At 71.9% G+C, this 20,735-nt stretch carries 15 protein-coding genes and 1 pseudogene; 12 read left to right on the top strand and 4 right to left on the bottom strand.

Annotated features, from left to right (window positions below):
* Positions 1-66 precede the first annotated feature (66 nt).
* Complete coding sequence (locus ADK86_RS18800; RefSeq protein WP_053697606.1) at positions 67-1,632, bottom strand: purple acid phosphatase family protein; 1,566 nt, start codon at positions 1,630-1,632, stop codon at positions 67-69.
* Between the two features lie 129 nt (positions 1,633-1,761).
* Between ADK86_RS18800 and ADK86_RS18805 the strand changes: the two genes are divergently transcribed.
* The 7 genes from ADK86_RS18805 to cimA all read left to right on the top strand — a co-directional run bounded on the left by ADK86_RS18805 (position 1,762) and on the right by cimA (position 10,887).
* Positions 1,762-2,802 carry a 3-isopropylmalate dehydrogenase gene (locus ADK86_RS18805; RefSeq protein ID WP_053697607.1) on the top strand — a complete coding sequence of 347 codons (1,041 nt, stop codon included), beginning with the start codon at positions 1,762-1,764 and terminating at the stop codon, positions 2,800-2,802.
* A 304-nt stretch (positions 2,803-3,106) separates the two neighbouring features.
* On the top strand, positions 3,107-4,192 hold the full coding sequence (locus tag ADK86_RS18810) for a branched-chain amino acid aminotransferase (protein ID WP_053697608.1): 1,086 nt from the start codon (positions 3,107-3,109) through the stop codon (positions 4,190-4,192).
* 213 nt (positions 4,193-4,405) lie between these two features.
* Positions 4,406-5,455 (top strand): agmatine deiminase family protein, encoded by a 1,050-nt coding sequence (locus ADK86_RS18815; RefSeq protein WP_053697609.1) that lies wholly within the window; start codon positions 4,406-4,408, stop codon positions 5,453-5,455.
* Positions 5,456-5,472: 17 nt separating this feature from the next.
* Positions 5,473-6,102, top strand: coding sequence for a TetR/AcrR family transcriptional regulator (locus ADK86_RS18820; RefSeq protein WP_053697626.1), 630 nt, complete (start codon positions 5,473-5,475; stop codon positions 6,100-6,102).
* 139 nt (positions 6,103-6,241) lie between these two features.
* Positions 6,242-7,498, top strand: coding sequence for a TolB family protein (locus ADK86_RS18825; RefSeq protein WP_159393885.1), 1,257 nt, complete (start codon positions 6,242-6,244; stop codon positions 7,496-7,498).
* A 106-nt stretch (positions 7,499-7,604) separates the two neighbouring features.
* Positions 7,605-8,954, top strand: coding sequence for an MFS transporter (locus ADK86_RS18830; protein ID WP_063789031.1), 1,350 nt, complete (start codon positions 7,605-7,607; stop codon positions 8,952-8,954).
* Positions 8,955-9,276: 322 nt separating this feature from the next.
* Entirely contained in the window at positions 9,277-10,887 is a 1,611-nt protein-coding gene (gene cimA / locus ADK86_RS18835) for a citramalate synthase (RefSeq protein ID WP_030592779.1), read from the top strand.
* Between the two features lie 88 nt (positions 10,888-10,975).
* On the opposite strand, the gene ADK86_RS18840 is transcribed toward cimA, so the two are convergent.
* The gene (locus ADK86_RS18840) at positions 10,976-11,602 is read right to left on the bottom strand and encodes a YceI family protein (protein ID WP_053697611.1); all 627 of its coding nucleotides are present in this window, start codon (positions 11,600-11,602) and stop codon (positions 10,976-10,978) included.
* A gap of 218 nt (positions 11,603-11,820) precedes the next feature.
* On the opposite strand from ADK86_RS18840, the gene ADK86_RS18845 reads away from it, so the two are divergent.
* From ADK86_RS18845 to ADK86_RS18860, 4 genes are all read left to right on the top strand, one after another.
* On the top strand, positions 11,821-14,265 hold the full coding sequence (locus ADK86_RS18845) for a polysaccharide lyase 8 family protein (protein WP_107088507.1): 2,445 nt from the start codon (positions 11,821-11,823) through the stop codon (positions 14,263-14,265).
* Between the two features lie 260 nt (positions 14,266-14,525).
* A complete protein-coding gene (locus ADK86_RS18850; RefSeq protein WP_030179102.1) occupies positions 14,526-16,109 on the top strand; it encodes an acyl-CoA carboxylase subunit beta in 1,584 nt (527 codons plus the stop codon).
* Between the two features lie 54 nt (positions 16,110-16,163).
* Positions 16,164-16,370 (top strand): acyl-CoA carboxylase epsilon subunit, encoded by a 207-nt coding sequence (locus ADK86_RS18855; RefSeq protein ID WP_030592771.1) that lies wholly within the window; start codon positions 16,164-16,166, stop codon positions 16,368-16,370.
* Positions 16,371-16,617: 247 nt separating this feature from the next.
* The gene (locus ADK86_RS18860) at positions 16,618-17,280 is read left to right on the top strand and encodes a DUF4360 domain-containing protein (RefSeq protein WP_053697612.1); all 663 of its coding nucleotides are present in this window, start codon (positions 16,618-16,620) and stop codon (positions 17,278-17,280) included.
* Between the two features lie 3 nt (positions 17,281-17,283).
* Here ADK86_RS18860 and ADK86_RS18865 read toward each other — a convergent pair whose 3' ends face one another.
* On the bottom strand, positions 17,284-18,624 hold the full coding sequence (locus tag ADK86_RS18865) for an MFS transporter (RefSeq protein WP_053697613.1): 1,341 nt from the start codon (positions 18,622-18,624) through the stop codon (positions 17,284-17,286).
* 193 nt (positions 18,625-18,817) lie between these two features.
* Between ADK86_RS18865 and ADK86_RS18870 the strand changes: the two genes are divergently transcribed.
* Complete coding sequence (locus tag ADK86_RS18870) at positions 18,818-20,569, top strand: dihydroxyacetone kinase family protein (protein ID WP_053697614.1); 1,752 nt, start codon at positions 18,818-18,820, stop codon at positions 20,567-20,569.
* A 61-nt stretch (positions 20,570-20,630) separates the two neighbouring features.
* Here the strand turns inward: ADK86_RS18870 and ADK86_RS18875 are convergent.
* Positions 20,631-20,735 (bottom strand): annotated as a pseudogene (locus tag ADK86_RS18875) (ATP-binding protein); the annotation flags it as partial.

Consider the following 20,735-nt stretch of genomic DNA (forward strand, 5'->3'; position numbering starts at 1 on the left):
CCTCCGGCCGTCCGGTGGGCGGGCGTGCGGCGCGCGGTGCGCGCGGGCACGCCCGCACCGGTCCGCTCAGCGGCGGCGGGTGACCTCGAAGCGGTCGATGCTCGCACCGGACTCGGCGAGCGCGGTGACCTTCATCCGCGGCCGGTGGCCCGGCAGGACCTCGACGGCGATGAAGGAGTAGCCGGTGTAGCGCACCCGCGACCACTGCACCGTCTCCTTGACCTTCTCCCTGCCCTTGGCCCAGTGGTAGGTGTCCACATGGTCGAGGTCCTTGACGTGGCCCTCGTAGCTGTCCGGCACCGGGAAGTCGTAGAGCGACTTGCCCGCCCCGCCGGCCGTCACGTACACGATGCCCTCGCGCGCGGAGTCCACCGTCTCGCCGATCGGCACCTTCTTGGAGACCCGGCCGCCCTTGATCGCGTCGGTCCGCTCGTAGACATGGTTGTGGCCGTTGACCACCAGGTCCACCTGGTGCTTCTCGAACAGCGGCAGCCACGCGTCGCGCACCCCGCCCTCCGAGGCGTGCGCGTTGGTGGTGGAGAAGGCGCAGTGGTGGAAGAAGACCACGATGAAGTCGATCCCGCGCGTGGCGCGCAGCTCGCCGAGCCTGCGGTCCAGCCACTTCGTCTGCCGGCCGCCGGTCACGCCGAGGTTGGCGGGGATCTCGTACGACACGTCGTTGGCGTCGAGCGCGACGACGGCGACGTTCCCGTACGTGAAGGAGTAGACGCCGGGCGCGCTCTCGGCGTCCGGCCCGTTGCCCGGCAGGGTCCAGCGCGCGTTCTGGCCGCCGTACCCGTTGGGGGAGTACCACGCCTCCATGTCGTGGTTGCCGGTCGTCACCATCCACGGCACGGTCTTGGCCACCGACTCGGTCTGCGCCAGGAACTGGTCCCACTGGCGCGCGTCGTAGGTGTCGTGGTCGGTGCCGCTGCCGTCCGGGTCGGCGTAGCAGATGTCGCCCGCGTGCAGGTGGAAGGACGGGTTCTGGCCCAGGATGAGCTGGTCGTTGGCGAGCGCGTGGTAGCTGACGCCCTGGTCGCCGAAGGCGGTGAAGACGAACCGCTCGGCGCGGGCCGGTGCGGTGCGGAAGGTGCCGAGGGTGCCGAAGTGCCGGGCGTCGGCGGGGTCGAAGCCGTCGTGGCCGACGCCGTAGTAGTACGTGGTGCCCGGCCGCAGCCCGTCGAGCGCCGCGTGCAGGTAGTACTGGTCCACCGCGGGCAGCTTCTTGCTCAGCGACGGCGTGTGCAGGTCCCGTACCTCGGCCTGGATCTTGCGGCTCAGGTCCCACGGCCGCAGTCCCACGCGCAGGAACGGCCGCTTGACCGCGAACGGCACCTGCCACGAGACGCGCATCTGGTGCCGGGGGTCCGCGCCGAACGCCAGGTGCCGGCCGAACGGCGCGACCAGCGAGCCGTGCACCGTGCCGGTGGCGGGGGAGGAGAGCAGGGTGGGGGAGGCGGCCTGGGCGGGGCCCGTCAGCAGCCCGCCGCCCGCGACGGCGCCCGCCGTGACGGCGGAGGTGCGCAGCAGTCCGCGGCGGGTCAGTTTCGTGCGGAGGTACTCGTGCTGCTCGGGCATGCTCAGGCGGCCGGCCAGCGGTTCGGGAATGCCCACGCGTGGTGTGTCCATGCTGCGCAACGTCGCATCGCTGTTCGACGGGGAGGGGTTCTGCGGGTGAACGGCAGGTGACCGGCTCCTCATGTGTCCGTATCCCGGACGGCACGTGTCAAGCATTGGGACGAAGAGTAGGGTCCAGGCATGTCTCGCAGCATTCGCCTCGCAGTGATTCCCGGTGACGGTATCGGCCAGGAGGTCGTGGCCCAAGGACTGAAGGTCCTCGGCGCGGCCCTCCCGCAGGACGTCAAGCTGGAAACCAAGGAGTACGACCTCGGCGCGCGGCGGTGGCACGCCACCGGCGAGACGCTGCCGGACGCGGACCTGGAGTCCCTCAAGGAGCACGACGCGATCCTGCTCGGCGCGATCGGCGACCCGTCCGTACCCTCCGGCGTCCTGGAGCGCGGCCTGCTCCTGAAGCTGCGCTTCGCCTTCGACCACTACGTCAACCTGCGCCCGTCGAAGCTCTTCCCGAACACCGCGACGCCGCTCGCCGGCCGTCCCGACATCGACTTCGTCGTCGTCCGCGAGGGCACCGAGGGCCCGTACACGGGCAACGGCGGCAGCCTGCGCACCGGCACCCCGCACGAGGTCGCCACCGAGGTCAGCCTCAACACCGCGTACGGCGTCGAGCGGGTGGTGCGGGACGCGTACGCGCGGGCCGCCGCGCGGCCGCGCAAGAAGCTGACGCTGGTCCACAAGAACAACGTCCTGGTGCACGCCGGCCACATGTGGAAGAAGATCTTCGACAAGGTGGGCGAGGAGTTCCCCGAGGTCACCACCGACTATCTGCATGTGGACGCCGCGACGATCTTCTTCGTCACGCAGCCCGAGCGGTTCGACGTGATCGTCACCGACAACCTCTTCGGCGACATCCTCACCGACCTCGCCGCCGCCGTGACCGGGGGCATCGGCCTGGCCGCCTCCGGCAACATCAACCCCACCGGCGCCTTCCCGTCCATGTTCGAGCCGGTGCACGGCTCGGCCCCGGACATCGCGGGCACCGGCAAGGCCGACCCGACGGCCACCGTGCTGTCCGTCGCCCTCCTCCTGCGCCACCTCGGTTACGAGGCCGAGGCGGCCCGTATCGAGGGCGCCGTCGCCGCCGACCTCGAAGCCCGCGGCATGGCCCCCCGCACCACCGGCGAGATCGGCGACGCGCTGGCCTCCCGGGTGGCGGGCTGAGGCCCCGGCCCGACCAGCGGCCGGCCGCCCACGGCGCCGGGGCGCACCGCCCCGGCGCTGTCACGCATGCCCGCGACTGTGCTGCCGCCGGATTCGGTGCGACCATCGAGCCCTGGCCAGCGCACACGGGTCCGGTTCCGGAGCCGGGGCGTCCCGTCCTCCGCAGCACGGCGTTTCCTCCCCGGCAGCCCGGGAGCGATAATCGAACGTGGAGCCGCCGTACGAGGGGAGTACCGGACGTCCTGTAACGGCAAGGAGTTCGTGAGCGCGGCCCCATAACCTCACCGGTGAAGGACACGCACCCATGACGACGCCCACGATCGAGCTCAAGCCCTCCTCCCACCCGCTGTCCGACGCGGAGCGGGAGAAGATCCTGGCCAGCCCCGGCTTCGGCCGGTACTTCACCGACCACATGGTGACGATCAAGTGGACGGAGGGCCGCGGCTGGCACGACGCCCAGCTGGTGCCGTACGCGCCGCTGTCCATGGACCCGGCCAACATGACGCTGCACTACGCGCAGACGATCTTCGAGGGCCTCAAGGCGTACCGCCAGCCCGACGGCACCGTCGCCACCTTCCGCCCGGACGCCAACGCCCGCCGCTTCCAGGCTTCCGCCCGCCGCCTGGGCATGCCCGAGCTGCCCGTCGAGACCTTCATCGAAGCCTGCGACGCGCTGGTCCGGCAGGACAAGAACTGGGTGCCCGCCTCCGGTGAGGAATCGCTCTACCTGCGCCCCTTCATGATCGCGAGCGAGGTCGGCCTGGGCGTCCGGCCGGCCAACGAGTACCTGTTCATCGTCATCGCCTCGCCCGCCGGCGCCTACTTCACCGGCGGCGTCAAGCCGGTCTCGGTCTGGCTGTCCCAGGAGTACGTGCGCGCCGTGCGCGGGGGCACCGGCGCCGCCAAGACCGGCGGCAACTACGCCGCCTCCCTCGTCGCCCAGGCCCAGGCCGCCCAGCACGGCTGCGACCAGGTCGTCTGGCTGGACGCGATCGAGCGCCGCTGGATCGAGGAAATGGGCGGCATGAACCTGTACTTCGTGTACGGGAACAAGATCGTCACCCCGGAGCTGTCCGGCTCCCTGCTCCCCGGCATCACCCGCGACTCCCTCCTGAAGATCGCCACCGACCTCGGCTACGAGGCCGCCGAGGGCCGCATCTCCGTCGAGGACTGGAAGGCCGCCACCGAGGACGGCTCCCTCACCGAGGTCTTCGCCTGCGGCACTGCCGCCGTCATCACCCCCGTCGGCTCCGTCAAGTCCGAGGCCGCCTCCTGGACCGTCGGCAACGGCAAGCCCGGCGAAGTCACCATGAAACTCCGCAAGGCCCTCCTGGACCTCCAGACCGGCGCCACACCGGACAGCCATGGCTGGATGCACCCGCTGGGCTGACCCGCCCCGCATATCGACGAACGGCCGTCCGGCGCTTGCCGGGGGGCCGTTCGGTGTTTCGGGGGGCGGGGCGGCGCGGGCCGCACCGGATTGAGCGCTGCTCTAAGTTTCTGAACTCGGTGCCCGGTATGTGGTTGGTGTAGGCGTCTAACATCGTTAGAGTGCCGCTCTAAAGCGCTGACAAGCGCCCCCGCCCCACCCCCGGAGGACCCCATGACCACCCCCGCCGCCGACGGCTTCCGTATGCCTGCTGAGTGGGCTCCGCATGAGCGGACCTGGATGGCCTGGCCGGGGCCCAATGCCACCTTTGGCGAGGAGGGCGGCGAGGGGCTGGAGCGGGCTCGGCGGGCGTGGGGGGCGGTTGCGCGGGCTGTGCGGCGGTTTGAGGCGGTCACGGTGGTGGCGGGTCCCGGGCAGGCGGATCGGGCGCGGCGGGTGCTCGGGTCGGGCATCGACGTCGTCGAGCGGGCGCTGGACGACGCGTGGATGCGGGACATCGGACCTACCTTCCTGGTCGGTGGGGGCGGGCAACTGGGCGCCGTTGACTGGGTGTTCAACGGGTGGGGTGCGCAGGACTGGGCGTGCTGGGAGCGGGACGCGGAGATCGGCGGGTACGTGGGCGGGCTGGCCGGGGCCCGTACGTACCGCTCGTCGCTGGTGAACGAGGGCGGCGGGCTGCATGTCGACGGCGAGGGGACGGTGCTGCTGACGGAGACGGTGCAGCTCGATCCCGGGCGTAATCCGGGCCGTACCCGGGAGGAGGTCGAGGCGGAGATTCATGCCTGCCTCGGCACCACGAAGGCGATCTGGCTGCCGCGCGGACTGACCGCCGACTACGGACGCTTCGGCACCCGCGGGCACGTGGACATCGTCGCGGCGTTCGCCCGTCCCGGCGTCGTCGTCGCGCACACCCAGCCCGACCCGGCCCACCCCGACCACGCGGTATGTGCGGAGATCGTCAAGCTGCTGCGTGCCTCGACGGACGCGCGCGGCCGACGGCTGGAGGTGGTCGAGGTGCCCGCGCCGACCGTGGTGGAGGTGGACGGCGAGCCGGTGGACTACTCGTACATCAACCACTATCTGTGCAACGGCGGCGTGGTGCTGTGCGCGTTCGACGACCCGCGCGACGAGGAGGCCGCCGGAATCTTCCGGCGGCTGTTTCCGGAGCGCGCGGTGGTGCAGGCCGACGCCCGTACGATCTTTGCTGCTGGCGGTGGCATCCACTGCATCACCCAGCAGCAGCCCAAGGTGGGCACCGTGTGACGTACCCGGAGGTTCTCGTGCCCGGACCGGTCCGCCGACCCCGGCGGCGGCTGACCCAGCCCCGCGAGCAGGTCCTCGCCGCGGCGATGGCCACCATCGCCGAAGCGGGCCTGGACCGGCTGACCATGGCCGGGCTGGGCCGCGAGGTCGGGATGAGCAGCGGGCACATCCTCTACTACTTCGGCACGAAGGACGAGCTGCTGCTCCAGACCCTTCAGTGGAGCGAGGAGCAGTTGGGCGCCCGGCGGCGAGCCGCGCTCGCGCAGCGGGTTCCGGCACGCGAACGGCTCGACGCGCTGGTGCAGCTGTACCTGCCCGAAGGGCGCCGGGACCCGCGCTGGACCCTGTGGCTTGAGGTGTGGAACCGCTCGCAGAACGCGGACGACGGGGCCCGCGAGCGCCAGCTCGACCTGGAACTGGCCTGGCACCGCGATCTGGTGGCGCTCCTGGCCGAGGGCGCCTCGACGGGCGAGCTGCGTACGGTGGACGCGGACCGCTTCGCCACCCGTACGCGCGCGCTGCTGGACGGCTTCGGCACGCATCTCGTCGTCGGTCTGCCGGGCCTGGACCGGGAGCAGGTGCTGCGGCACGTGGCGGAGTTCCTGGACGAGGCGCTGACGCCGGTGGAGGCCGCGAACGCGCCTTGAGGGGGCCGGACGGACACCCCAAACCCCGTGCCGGTTGTACGGAAAAGAGCGGATTGACCCTGTCGCCGGAGATGCGGTTGTATCCCCTCGCGCTCCGGCGCAGGGCCGGAGGCGGGTGTTTCCGGGGGGAAGCATGGGCGTGGACAGGGGCACGGGCAGCGGCAGACGTACGTTGACGGGTGCCGTCGTGGCCGCCGTGCTGGTGGGGGCGGTGGCGGCCGGCGGCCCGCCCGCGGCGGCGGGCGGTCAGGGGCCGCGCACCGAGCGGATGAACACCGCCCCCGACGGCTCCGAGGCGGTCGGCGGCGGCTCGTACAACGCCGCGATCAGCGCCGACGGCCGCTACGTCGCCTTCGACTCGGAGGCCGACAACCTCGTGCCGGGCGACGACAACGACGGCACCCTCGTCCGCGACGTCTTCCTGCGCGACCGCCGCACCGGCACCACCCGCCGCCTCAACGCCCCGCTCGGCCACGGCAACGCCGACTTCGCCACGATCAGCGCGGACGGCCGGTACGTGGCCTTCAACGCCGAGACGGGCGGTCAGTACCACGTCTACGTGTACGAGATCCGTACCGGCCGCCTGGAGCGCGCCGACCTCGGCATGGACACCGGCTACGACGGCGGCGAGTCGCCCGCGCTCAGCGCCGACGGCCGCTACGTCGCTTTCGTCGGCCGCCAGTCCGCCGTCCCGCCGGAGAAGGAGGAGCTGGGCCGCATCTACGTACGCGACCGCCGCACCGGGACGACACGCCGGGCCAGCCGGGTCCCCGCCAAAGAAGGGCGCGCCTACGACTCCCCGCGGATCAGCGCCGACGGCTCCCGCGTCGTCTACCGGGAGCGCAGCCGCCGCGGCGGCGGCCCCGGCGGCGACCGCGACTGGGCCGACATCCATCTCGCCGACCTGCGCACCGGCGAGCAGCGGCAGATCGACACCACCGCCGACGGCCTGCCCGCCACCTCGGGCTCCACCGACCCGCTGATCAGCGCCGACGGCCGCACCGTCGCGTTCAACTCCGCGGCCAAGAACATCGTGCCGGTACCGGACGAGGCACGCTCCTACGTCTTCGTACGGAACACCCGCACCGGCGCGATCCGGCGGGTGGACGGCATCAACGGCAACCAGTACGCCGACGCCGACGCGATCGGCCCGGACGGCCGACGGCTGCTGCTGCACTCCTACGGCGTCGAGTACGGGCTGTACGTCAAGGACCTGAGGACCGGGAAGGACACCCTGGTCAGCCCCGGCACCGACGGCAAGCCCAGGGCGGCCACCGCCGGGCCCGACGGGATGACGGCGGACGGCCGCAAGGTCGTCTTCGAGTCGCACCTCGACGACCTGGTCGCGGGCGACACCAACTACGAGACCGACGTCTTCCTGCGGCACACCCGCTGAGGGCACCGGCGGACGCGGCGATCCGTCCATCCGCAGGTAACGAAGCGTGATCGTTGCCCGCCGCACCCTTGCCGCGGCGGGCGCCGGTCGGCGACCGTGATCGGTCATGGGACGAGAGCAGTGGAAGAAGATCTGGGTCGGCTCGGCCGGCAACATGGTCGAGTGGTTCGACTGGTTCGTGTACGCCAGCTTCGCGGTGTACTTCGCCGACTCCTTCTTCCCGAAGGGCAACGACACCGCCAACCTCATGAACACCATGGGGATCTTCGCGGTCGGCTTCTTCATGCGGCCGGTGGGCGGCTGGCTGCTCGGCCGGGTCGGTGACCGCAAGGGCCGCAAGGCCGCGCTGACCCTCACCGTCACCCTGATGTCCGCCTCGGCCGTCCTCATCGCCGTCGCGCCCACCTACGCGGTGGCCGGCTACGGCGGCGTCGCGGTACTGCTCATCGCCCGCATGCTGCAAGGGCTCTCGGTCGGCGGCGAGTACGCGGCCAGCGCCACGTACCTCACGGAGGCGTCCGCGCCGGACCGCCGCGGCTTCGCCTCCAGCTTCCAGTACGTGTCCATGACCGCCGGCCAGCTCCTCGGCCTCGGCCTGCAGATCGTCCTCCAGCGCACCATGTCCGAGGACGCCCTGCACAGCTGGGCCTGGCGCATCCCGTTCATCATCGGCGCGCTCGGCGCCGCCATCGTCTTCTACCTGCGGCGCAACATGCTGGAGACGGAGGTGTACGCGCAGGACGACAGCGCGCACAGCGACCCGGCGCGCGGCACGATCAAGGCGCTGTGGGCGCACAGGCGCGAGGCGTTCCTCGTCATCGCGCTCACCATGGGCGGCACCGTCGCGTACTACACGTACACCACGTACCTCACCAAGTACCTGTCCGGCACCGCGGGCCTGGCCAAGCCCACCGCCTCGCTGGTCAGCTTCTGCGCGCTGTTCGTCTTCATGGGCGTCCAGCCGCTGGCGGGCCGGCTCTCCGACCGGATCGGCCGCCGCCCGCTGCTGATCACCTTCGCGGTCGGTTCGACCTTCCTGACCGTGCCGATCATGACGCTGCTCAAGCACGCCGGCAGCTTCTGGCCCGCGCTCGGCCTCTCCCTGCTGGCCCTCCTCGTCGTCACCGGCTACACCTCGATCAACGCCTGCGTAAAGGCCGAACTCTTCCCCACCGGCATCCGCGCCCTCGGCGTCGCCCTCCCCTACGCCATCGCCAACGCCCTCTTCGGCGGCACGGCGGAGTACGTCGCGCTGTGGTTCAAGAAGGGCGGCATCGAGTCGGGCTACTACTGGTACGTGGCGGGCTGCGCGGCGGTGTCACTGATCGTCTACGTCACGATGCGGGAGACGCGGACGATCGACTTGAACCGGGTGAAGCAGGTGCCGAACGAGCGGACGGGGATCCCTGGCACAACCGACCTTGCACCGTCCAAATCAAGCCCGTCCGGCGCTTGAGGACAATCAGGAACGGCCACCCCCAGCGGCCCGAACTCTGAGACACCCGGCCCCCCTCCGGGAACGTATGGCAAACTGGCCCCGTGCCCACCCTCGCCACGATTATTGGCAGCAGGCGCGCCGGTCCGCAGTGACCGCCCCGTACGTACCGAGTACGGCGCGGTCGCCGTCGTCCCAGACCCGCGCGCAGACCTCTCGCATCCGCGAGGGGTCTTTTCGTTTCCGGCCCACCCGTCGCCGGCGGCGGAGCGCGAGGGACCATGAGGGGGCGGTGGAACCGGTTATTCCGGTATACCGAGACCCGACAGGAGCCCTGAGCAGCATGACGGACGTACCCGAACCCTCACTGTCCGACGCCTTCCACGTCTTCGACACCACGCTGCGCGACGGCGCGCAGCGTGAAGGGATCAACCTGACCGTCGCCGACAAGCTGACCATCGCCCGGCACCTGGACGACTACGGCGTGGGTTTCATCGAGGGCGGCTGGCCCGGCGCCAACCCCCGGGACACCGAGTTCTTCCAGCGGGCCCGCGCGGAGATCGACTTCAAGCACGCCCGGCTGGTCGCCTTCGGCGCCACCCGCAAGGCGGGTGTGCGGGTCGAGGACGACCCGCAGGTCACGGCCCTGCTGGAGTCCGGGGCGCCGGTCGTCACGCTGGTCGCCAAGTCGCACGTACGGCATGTGGAACTGGCGCTGCGCACCACCCCGGAGGAGAACCTCGCGATGGTGCGGGACACCGTCGCATACCTGCGCGCGCAGGGCCGCCGGGTCTTCCTCGACTGTGAGCACTTCTTCGACGGGTACGCCCTCGACCCGGCGTACGCCAAGGAGGTCGTCCGGACCGCGAGCGAGGCCGGCGCCGATGTGGTCGTGCTGTGCGACACCAACGGCGGGATGCTTCCCGCGCAGGTCTCGGCCGTCGTACGGACGGTGCTGGCGGACACCGGGGCGCGCCTGGGCATCCACGCGCAGGACGACACGGGCTGCGCGGTGGCCAACACCCTCGCCGCCGTGGACGCGGGCGCCACGCACGTGCAGTGCACCGCCAACGGCTACGGCGAGCGGGTCGGCAACTCCAACCTCTTCCCGGTCGTGGCCGCCCTGGAGCTGAAGTACGGGCGCCGCGTGCTGCCGCCGGGCAAGCTGGCCGAGACCACCCGGATCTCGCATGCCGTCGCCGAGGTCGTCAACCTCACCCCGTCCACCCACCAGCCGTACGTCGGCGTCTCGGCCTTCGCGCACAAGGCCGGGCTGCACGCCTCCGCGATCAAGGTCGATCCGGACCTGTACCAGCACATCGACCCGGCGCTGGTCGGCAACAGCATGCGGATGCTGGTCTCCGACATGGCGGGGCGCGCCTCCATCGAGCTCAAGGGCAAGGAGCTGGGCTTCGACCTGAGCGGCGACCGGGAGCTGGTCGGCCGGGTGGTGGCGCGGGTCAAGGAACGCGAGCTGGCCGGGTACACCTACGAGGCCGCGGACGCCTCCTTCGAGCTGCTGCTGCGCGAGGAGGTGGAGGGCCGGCCGCGCCGCTACTTCGAGGTGGAGTCCTGGCGGGCGATCGTCGAGGACCGGCCGGACGGCACCCACGCCAACGAGGCGACCGTGAAGCTGTGGGCCAAGGGCGAGCGGCTGGTGGCCACGGCCGAGGGCAACGGCCCGGTGCACGCGCTGGACCGGGCCTTGCGGGTGGCCCTGGAGCGGATCTACCCGCAGCTGGCCGGGCTGGAGCTGGTGGACTACAAGGTCCGCATCCTGGAGGGCCGCCTCGGTACCGGTTCGACCACCCGCGTCCTGGTGTCCACCAGTGACGGGCAGGGGGAGTGGTCCACGGTCGGCGTCGCGGAGAACGTCATCGCGGCGTCCTGGCAGGCGCTGGACGACGCGTACGCGTACGGGCTGATGCGGGCGGGCGTCGAGCCGCAGGAGTAGCCGCCGGACGCGGGATGTGACCGCGGCCCCGTACCGGTCCTTGGGGGAGGACGGTGCGGGGCCGCGGGGTTTTCCGGGAGCCTCCGGCTCAGGCGGCGGCTTTGACCGCGGAGATGTCGAAGGTGAGCTTGACCTTGTCGCTGACCATCACGCCGCCGGTCTCCAGCGCCGCGTTCCAGGTCAGGCCCCAGTCGGAGCGCAGGATCTCGGCGCTGCCCTCGAAGCCGACGCGCTCGGCGCCGTACACGTCCGTCGCCGCGCCCTGGTACTCCAGGTCGATGGTGAGCGGCCGGGTGACGTCCTTGATCGTCAGGTCGCCGGTGACGCGGTAGGCGGTGTCGCCGACCCGCTCGGCGGCGGTGGAGCGGAACGTCATCAGGGGGAAGGCTTCGGCGTCGAAGAAGTCGCTGCCGCGCAGGTGGGCGTCGCGGTCGGCGATGCCGGTGTCGACGGACGCGATCGTGACGTCCACGGAGGCGGTGGAGCGGGCCGGGTCGGCGCCGTCGAGGTGGAGGGTGCCCTCGTGGGTGCCGAACGCGCCGCGGACGTTGGTGACCATGGCGTGCCGCACGGTGAAGCCGATCCGGCTGTGCGCGGGGTCGATGGTGTAGTCGCCGGTCAGCCGGGCGAGGGCCGGGTCGGCTTCGAGGGCGGCGGTGGTGCGGGCGGCGTCCGTGGCCGTGGCCGTGGCGCGCTTGCGGGTGAACAGAGCCATGGCTCCTCCTCGGAAGTGGGTTGTTAAACCTTCAACGAGAATGAGCGTAGCGGCATCTAGTTCAAGTTCAACATTTGGCTCCCGGGGGAGTGATGCGAGGTGCCCGCGACCGTCATGTCATGGGCATTGTCGGAGGGGCGGGGCCCGTGCTAGACCGTCGGACACCGTTCAACCAGACCGTTTCCGTACGCAGTTGACGTTCACGGAGAGGACGGACCGTGCCGCCTTACCCCCTGTGGTCCCGCCGCGGCTTCCTCGGCTTCTCCGGAGCGGGCGCGCTCGGCCTGGCGCTGGCGCCCGCGCTCACCGGCCCGTCCGCCGCCGCGCACGCCGCCGACGGCGATCCGTACGAGGTGCTGCGCCGCCGCTGGCTCGGCATCCAGCTCGGCACCGGCTACGACCCCGCCGCCGAGCCGTACGCCGCCCGCCTGAAGGAGACCGGCGAGCTGGCCCGCGGCTTCCGTACGGCGATGCGCCCGGCCGCAGGCTCGCTCTGGCCCGACAGCCCCTTCGATCCGCCGGCCGGGATCACGCGCAGCTACAACCGCCTCGCCACCATGGCCCGGGCGTACCTCCAGCCGGGCACCGGCCTGACCGGGGACACGGGCCTCGCCGCCGACATCGTCCGGGGCCTGGATCACGTACACGACACGGTCTACCACTCCGGCACCACGCGGTACGGCAACTGGTGGGAGTGGCAGATCGGCAGCCCCCGGCTCCTCCTGGACACCGTGGCGATGCTGTACGAGCAGCTCGGCCAGGAGCGGCGGGAGCGGTACCTCGCCGCCGTCGACCACTTCGTCCCCGACACCATGCTCGGCGACTACACCGGCACCAGCACCGGCGCCAACCGCGTCGACCTGTGCCGCGTCGTGGCCCTGCGCGGCATCCTCGGCCGGGCCCCGGCGAAGATCGTGCTGGCCCGCGACGCCCTGTCGCCGGTCTTCCCGTACGTCACCAAGGGAGACGGCCTCTACGCCGACGGCTCGTTCGTCCAGCACACCTGGGTCGCCTACTCCGGCACCTACGGATTCGTCCTGCTCGACGGGCTCGGCCGCCTCTTCCTGCTGCTCGGCGGGTCCGACTGGGCCGTCACCGACCCGAAGCGCCAGATCATCTTCGACAGCGTGGAGCACGCCTACGCGCCGCTGCTCCACAACGGCCTGATGATGGACAGCGTCAACGGTCGCGCCATAAGCCGCGGCTACCAGCGCGCCGACGAGCGCCGGGTGATGCGCAGCGACCACTTCCACGGTCACGCGCTGGTCGCGGCCGTCGCGCTGCTCGCGGAAGCGGCCACGACCCAGGAGCGGGAGCGCTGGCAGGCGATGGTCCGGGGGTGGATGCGGCGGGACATCAGCTATCCGGTCCTCGCCGACCGGCAGTACGAGATCGCCGACCTGGCCCGCCTCAAGGCGCTCGCGGACGACGGCGGTCCGGTCGCGCCGGAACCCGTCGCCCACCGGCTCTTCCCGGCCATGGACCGGGCCGTGCACCGCCGCCCCGGCTGGGCCGCCGGCCTGGCCAAGGCCTCGGATCGCATCACGTACTACGAGAACGGCAACGGCGAGAATCCGCGCGGCTGGCACACCGGCGCCGGAATGCTCTACTGGTGGGGCCGCGACTTCGGGGGCGACCAGTACACGGACGCGTTCTGGCCCACCGTCGACCCGTACCGCCTCCCCGGTACGACCGTCTCCACCAAGCGGCTGGCCGACAACGAGGGCGGCGGCTGGGGCGAGCCCAAGCCCGCCGCGCGGTGGGTCGGCGGGACCACCGACGGCGAGTTCGCCGCGGTCGGACAGGACGTGCGCGGCCTCTCCTCGACCCTGCGCGCCAAGAAGTCGTGGTTCTTCGCCGCGGACTGCGTGGTCTGCCTGGGCGCCGGCATCACCTCCCGCGACGGCGTACCCGCCGAGACGGTCGTGGACAACCGCAACCTGGGCCCGGACGGGACGCCCGTGCTGACCGTGGACGGCGTACGGCGCTCCGCGGAGCCGGGGCGGCGGCTGTCCTTCCCGCGCGCCCGCTGGATCCACCTCGCCGGGCACGGCGGGTACGTCTTCCCCCGCCTCCCCGGCGGCGCCGACCAGGTTCCGTACGCGCTCCGCGACACCCGGACCGGCGCCTGGAGCGACATCAACGCCGGCGGCTCGCCCGAACCCTTCACCCGCCGCTACCTGACCCTCTGGTTCGACCACGGCACCGACCCGGCGGACGCCGCGTACGCGTACCTGCTGATGCCCGGCGCGGGGCCGCGCGCCCTGGCCGCACGGGCCGCCGACCGCCGCTGGCTGACCGTCCTCGCCAACACCGGCGAGCGGCAGGCGGTCGCGATCCCGTCGCTCGGCCTGACCGCCGCGAACTTCTGGCAGGCCGGTTCGGCGGGCGGACTGGCCGTCTCGGCGCCCGCGAGCGTCCTGCTGCGCGAGCGCCCGGCACACGCCGCGCACGGGCGGCACGGCGGGCGGACCGCGTCACTGTGCGTGGCCGAGCCGCCGCGCACCGGCAAGCCGTTCGAGGTGGTCTGGGACCGCCCGGTCCGCGCCGTGCTCGCCGCCGACCCCGCCGTCACGGTCCTCGCGACCGCCCCGGCGCTACGGCTGCGCGTCACCCCGGGCACCGCCTGTACCACCCACACCTGTACGGTCGCCCCGCGCTGACCGGCCGTTCTCCCTGATCAAGGCCGGTTCCGGGGCGCGGCCGTGCCCCGGCGGCGCGTGGTCAAGCATCGGAGGACCACAACGTCACCTGGTCGCGCTTTGTCGGGCCCATACATACCGACCGGGCCTTCCGGCGTGCCCATCAGGCCGGACGCGGGCCACGTACAGGCGGCTTCTGTTCTGCCTGCCCACCAAATCGCTTCCGACGTTGTACGAAACCGACATCGGTTCCGGGGGCCCGGGCCACGTACCGTCGATACATGACCACTGTCGAAGATGTGCCCGCCGAGGCGAACGATGCCCGCGGGCGGGTCGCCGAGCTGCACGCCATCCGTGAGCAGGCCCGGCGCGGCCCCAGCGAGCGGGCGACCGAGGCGCAGCACGCCAAGGGCAAGCTCACCGCGCGTGAGCGGATCGAGCTGCTGTTGGACGAGGGCTCCTTCCGGGAGGTCGAGCCGCTGCGCCGGCACCGGGCGACCGGGTTCGGCCTGGAGGCGAAGAAGCCCTACACCGACGGTGTGATCACCGGCTGGGGTCTGGTGCACGGGCGGACGGTGTTCGTCTACGCGCATGACTTCCGTATCTTCGGCGGGGCGCTGGGCGAGGCCCACGCCACCAAGATCCACAAGATCATGGACATGGCGATCGCGGCGGGGGCGCCGCTGGTGTCGCTGAACGACGGGGCCGGGGCGCGCATCCAGGAGGGTGTCTCGGCGCTGGCCGGCTACGGCGGCATCTTCCAGCGCAACACCAAGGCGTCGGGCGTGATCCCGCAGATCTCGGTGATGCTCGGCCCGTGCGCGGGCGGCGCGGCCTACAGCCCGGCGCTGACCGACTTCGTGTTCATGGTCCGTGAGACCTCGCAGATGTTCATCACCGGCCCGGACGTGGTGCGCGCGGTGACCGGCGAGGAGATCACCCAGAACGGGCTGGGCGGTGCGGATGTGCACGCCGAGACCTCCGGGGTGTGCCACTTCGCCTACGACGACGAGCAGACCTGCCTGGAGGAGGTGCGCTTCCTGCTGTCGCTGCTGCCGCAGAACAACCGGGAGCAGCCGCCGTCGGTGGCCTGCGAGGACCCCGCCGACCGCTCGGGCGACGCGCTGCTGGACCTGGTGCCGGCGGACGGCAACCGGCCCTACGACATGCGGGCGGTGATCGAGGAGCTGGTCGACGACGGCGAGTTCCTGGAGGTCCACGAGCGCTGGGCGACCAACATCATCGTGGCGCTGGCCCGGCTGGACGGCGAGGTCGTCGGCCTGATCGCCAACCAGCCGCAGTCGCTGGCCGGGGTGCTGGACATCGAGGCGTCCGAGAAGGCCGCCCGCTTCGTGCAGATGTGCGACGCGTTCAACATCCCGATCGTCACGCTGCTGGACGTGCCGGGCTTCCTGCCCGGTGTGGACCAGGAGCACGGCGGCATCATCCGGCATGGCGCCAAGCTGCTGTACGCGTACTGCAACGCCACGGTGCCGCGGATCTCGGTGGTGCTGCGCAAGGCGTACGGCGGTGCGTACATCGTCATGGACTCGCAGTCCATCGGCGCGGACCTGACCTATGCCTGGCCGACCAACGAGATCGCGGTGATGGGCGCGGAGGGCGCGGCCAACGTGATCTTCCGTAAGCAGATCGCGGAGGCGGACGACCCGGAGGCGATGCGGGCGCGGATGGTCAAGGAGTACAAGTCCGAGCTGATGCATCCGTACTACGCGGCCGAGCGCGGTCTGGTCGACGACGTGATCGACCCCGCCGAGACCCGCGAGGTGCTCATCCGCTCGCTGGAGATGCTGCGCAACAAGCACGCCGACCTGCCTGCCCGCAAGCACGGCAACCCGCCCCAGTAGGCGCGGACGGCGACTGACCGATACCGACCGGACCTTTCGCAGACCGGAGAAGATGTGACCACTCCCGTTCAGACCAGCCCCATCCGCGTGGAGAAGGGCGACGCCAGCGAGGAGGAGCTGGCGGCGCTGACCGCCGTGCTGCTCGCCCGCGCCGCACACCGGCCCGCCGCGGTCCCGGGCCGCCGGCGCGCCACCAGCGCCCGCTGGCGCCGCCTGGAGCGCCAGCACGGCTTCCACGGCGCCGGCAGCTGGCAGCGCTGAACAACGGACAACGCCTCGGGCCCGGTACTCCCCGCGAGTACCGGGCCCGAGGCGTTGTCGTCCGCTTTGTTCGCCCCTTTCGCTCCGTTGCTGCGACGGCCGAATCAAGGCGTAGGTTCGCACCGACTCCGGTGCCGGGAGCTGTCCATTGCGTGCTCCCCGTGCTGACATGCGCTCGTCATGGCGCTCCCGGCGTCCCCGTACCGCCGACCCGGGAGCGGTCCCCGGACGACCGGAAGGAAAACCCATGCTCCGCACCCTGGGTGCCGGTGCCGCCGCGGCATCGCTGCTGATCCTCGCCGGCGTGGCGTCCCCCGCCTCCGCTCAGGCATCCCGGTTCGGCGACGTGCCGCCGGACGGCAAGATCACGATCAATGTCGCCACCGTCAACGGCTCCGGCTGCCGCCCCGGCAGCGCCGCGGTCGCCGTCGCGCCCGACAACACCGCGTTCACCGTGACGTACAGCGAATACCTCGCCCAGGCGGGCAAGGACAGCAGACCCACGGACTCCCGCAAGAACTGCCAGATCGCCCTGAACGTCCAGGTGCCGCAGGGCTTCACCTACGCCATCGCCCGCGCCGACTACCGCGGCTACGCCCAGCTCGCGCCCGGCGCCATCGGCCTCCAGCAGGCGGGCTACTACTTCCAGGGCAGCGCCCAGACCGACCGCAAGAGCCACCGCTTCACCGGTCCGTACGACGCCAACTGGCAGAGCTCGGACGAGACCGGGATCGACGCGCTGGTCTACGCCCCCTGCGGGGAGAAGCGCTACTTCAACATCAACACCGAGCTGCGGGTGGACGCCAAGGGCGCCGACCCCAAGCTGACCAGCTTCATGGCGATGGACTCCACGGACGGCAGCATCAACACCAAGTACCACTTCTCGTGGAAGCAGTGCCCCAAGCCGTAGCCGTTACGGAAGCCGGGCCCCGCCGGGCCCGGCTTCCGCGTACGGCGGTACGGGGGGAGCGGCGACGGCCGGGGCCGCCCCGCCGGCGTCCCCGCCCTGCCCTGCGGCGGGCTCCGGCAGCTTCAGGTACAGCGTCAGGCCGGCGGAGAGCACATACAGCGCGGCGAAGACGATCACGACGCCCGCCGGGCCGAACGGGCCGAGGAAGACGCTCACGATGGCCGGGCCGACGAAGGCCGCGCCGCCCGCGCCCAGGTTGAGCAGGGCCATCGCGCCGCCCTTGTTGTCCGGCGCGAGGGCCGGGATCAGCGCGGAGATCGGGACGAATCCGGCCAGCGTGATGCCGTAGAGCATGCCGACGGCGATGGCCACCCAGTAGTGCCCGCCGACGGCCTTCGGCACGAAGTAGAGGGTGAGGGTGGTGACGGCGCAGCCGAGGCCGCCGAAGGTGGCGATGGTGCGCCGCCAGCCGATCCGGTCGCCGATCACCCCGAACAGCAGGTTGCACAGCACATTGGTGCCGTAGATGACGGCCAGCAGGGTCAGCCAGCGGCCCTGCCCGAAGCCCAGCTCCTCGCCGAAGAATGTCGGCAGGAACACCAGGAAGCCGAACTCCGGCGCCGTGTTGATGACGCGCACCACGCAGCCGACGGCGACCTTCGGGTGCGTCCAGGCGATGGACAGGCTGGACATCAGCGACTGCACGGGCCGCACCTCCGGCGGCGCGAGCCGGGCGAAGCCGGTGCGCTCGCGGACGCCGAGCAGACAGCACACGCCGCCCAGGACGATGATGCCGAGCGCCACCCACAGGGTGCCGAACTGGCCGAACCACGGGTTGGCGGCGCCCGCGACGAGCGAGCCGAGGGTGGGCAGGCCGCCGGTGAAGGCCACGTAGAACCAGCCGACCGCGGTGCCCATCCGGGCCGCCGGCGCGGTGGCGGTGATCCACACCAGGAAGCCGAAGGCGAAGAGCGGGTAGCCGAAGCCGCGCAGGCCGTAGAAGACCAGCATCAGCGGGTAGTTGCCCGGCCCCAGCGCGAGGACCAGGAAGAGCACGTCGAAGACGACCCACACGGCCAGGCCCAGCTGCATCACGCGGCGCGGGCCCCACAGGTCCGACAGCGCGCCGGAGAGCCAGGACGCGAGCATGACGGTCACGCCGTACGCGGTGATCACGTAGGAGGCGTGCACCTCGGTGCCCGCGCCGTGTCCGGCCATGTACGGGGCGATGAAACCGGATTCGACACCGTCACCGACCATGAACAGCAGCACGCCGAGGTAGCCGAGGACCAGGGGCCGGGGAATGCCCAGCCGGTCGGGGAGCGAGAGCTGCGGTGGGGCCATGGCTGCCTCCGGGCGGTGCGGTCCGATGTGATGCAGGCAGCATGAACCTTGTTAACTTCACATGCAAGGTGTGATGCGGAGGCTTTTCTAGGGGTTTCTTCGCAACAAGTGCGGCAGTTTTAGTCGAGAGGGGTGACGGATATGTGATCCGGGTGTTAAATCCAACAAGGGACGAAACAAAGGAGTGAGCCCGATGACCACCACCCCCGCCGGCCCCGGCCATGACCCCGGGACCTTCCGTGAGGACTGGCTGGAGGGCCTGGCCGACGCCTACGCCCGCACGGTGCGCCGGGTCCCGGACACCTACGGGGTCGTCGGGCGGCACGCGCCGCGCCCCGGCAAGGTCGCGGTCGTCATCGGCGGCGGCTCCGGGCACTACCCCGCCTTCGCCGGGCTGGTCGGCCCCGGCCTCGCGGACGCTGCGGCCGTCGGCGACGTCTTCGCCAGCCCCAGCGCCGAACAGGTCTACCGCACCGCACGGGCCGCGGACGGCGGCGCGGGCGTGCTCTTCAGCTACGGCAACTACGCCGGCGACGTGATGCACTTCGGCCTCGCCGCGCGCCGCCTGGCCGCCGAGGGCGTCGATGTCCGTACGGTCCTGGTCACCGACGACGTGGCCAGCGGACCGCCGCCGGTCGAAGGGCAGCCGGTCGACCCGTCCCGCGACCGGCGCGGCGTCGCCGGCGACTTCTTCGTCTTCAAGGTGGCGGGCGCGGCGGCCGAACGCGGCGACGACCTGGCGGGCGTGGCCCGGCTCGCGGCCCGCGCCAACGCGATGACCCGCACCTTCGGCGCCGCCTTCGCCGGCTGCACGCTGCCGGGCGCGAACGAGCCGCTGTTCACCGTCGACGCCGGGACGACCGAACTCGGCATGGGCATACACGGCGAACCCGGCCTGCGCACCACCCGCCACCTCACCGCGTCCGGACTCGCCGACGCGCTCGTCGACAACCTCCTGCGCGAACTTCCGGAGCCGCCCGCCGGGGGAGACGGGCGCGTCGCCGTGCTCCTCAACGGCCTCGGCCGCACCAAGTACGAGGAGATGTTCGTCGTCTACCGCCAGGTCAACCGCCGGCTGCGCGCCGCAGGACTGCACCCGCACCGCCCCGAGGTCGGCGAGTTCGTCACGTCCTTCGACATGGCGGGCGTCTCGCTGTCCGTGATGCTCCTGGACGACGAACTCGCCGAACTGTACGACGCGCCCTGCGACACCCCGGCGTTCCGCAGCGTGCCGGGGCACCACGACGACCTGCGCCCGGAGGAGTCCGTACCCGCCGCATCGGCGGCCCCCGTCCGTACGACCCCTGCCAACGACCTCCCCGCCACCGCCGCCCTCCAGGCCGCCCTCGACCTGATCGCCGCCAACGAGGACGAACTCGGCCGGCTGGACGCCGTCGCCGGGGACGGCGACCACGGCATCGGGATCGTCCGGGGCCTGCGCGCCGCCGTCGCCGCGGCCCGCGCGGCCGAACCGGGACCGGCCGCAGACCCCCGCTCGGCGGGCGCCGCGCTGCTCGCCGCCGGCCTCGCCCTGGCCGACGCCTCGGGCGGCGCGTCCGGGGCCCTGTACGGCACGCTGCTGGCCGAGACCGGCGCCGTACTCGCCAAGGCGGACACCTACTCCACCGCGCTGCTCGCGGACGCCGCCGAGGCCGCGCAGCGGGCCGTCTCGGACCTGGGCGGTGCGCAGGTGGGCGAGAAGACGATGCTCGACGCGCTGGACCCGTTCCGTACCGAACTCCGCGCCCGCGCCGCCGAACCCCTTCCCGGCGCCTGGAAGGCCGCCGCCCAGTCCGCCACCCGCGCCGCCTCCGCCACCGCCGGCCTCACCCCCTCGCGCGGCCGTGCGGCCCGCATGGGCACCCTGGGGCACGGCCACCCGGACGCCGGGGCGGTGTCGCTGTCGCTGCTGGTGACGGCGGTTGGTGACTATCTGAACGGTTAGCGTGCCCAAACCCAAAAACCCCCGCACCCGAGGTGCGGGGGTTGTCGCGTCGAGGGGCCGGTCAGCGCAGGCGGGCCATGAGGGCGTGTTCGACGAGGGTGATGAGGGCGCTCTTGGCTTCGCTGCGGTGGCGGGCGTCGGTGGTGATGATCGGTGCGTCGGGGCC

The sequence above is a fragment of the Streptomyces sp. NRRL F-5755 genome, assembly GCF_001279365.1.
Classification (GTDB): Bacteria; Actinomycetota; Actinomycetes; order Streptomycetales; family Streptomycetaceae; genus Streptomyces; species Streptomyces rimosus.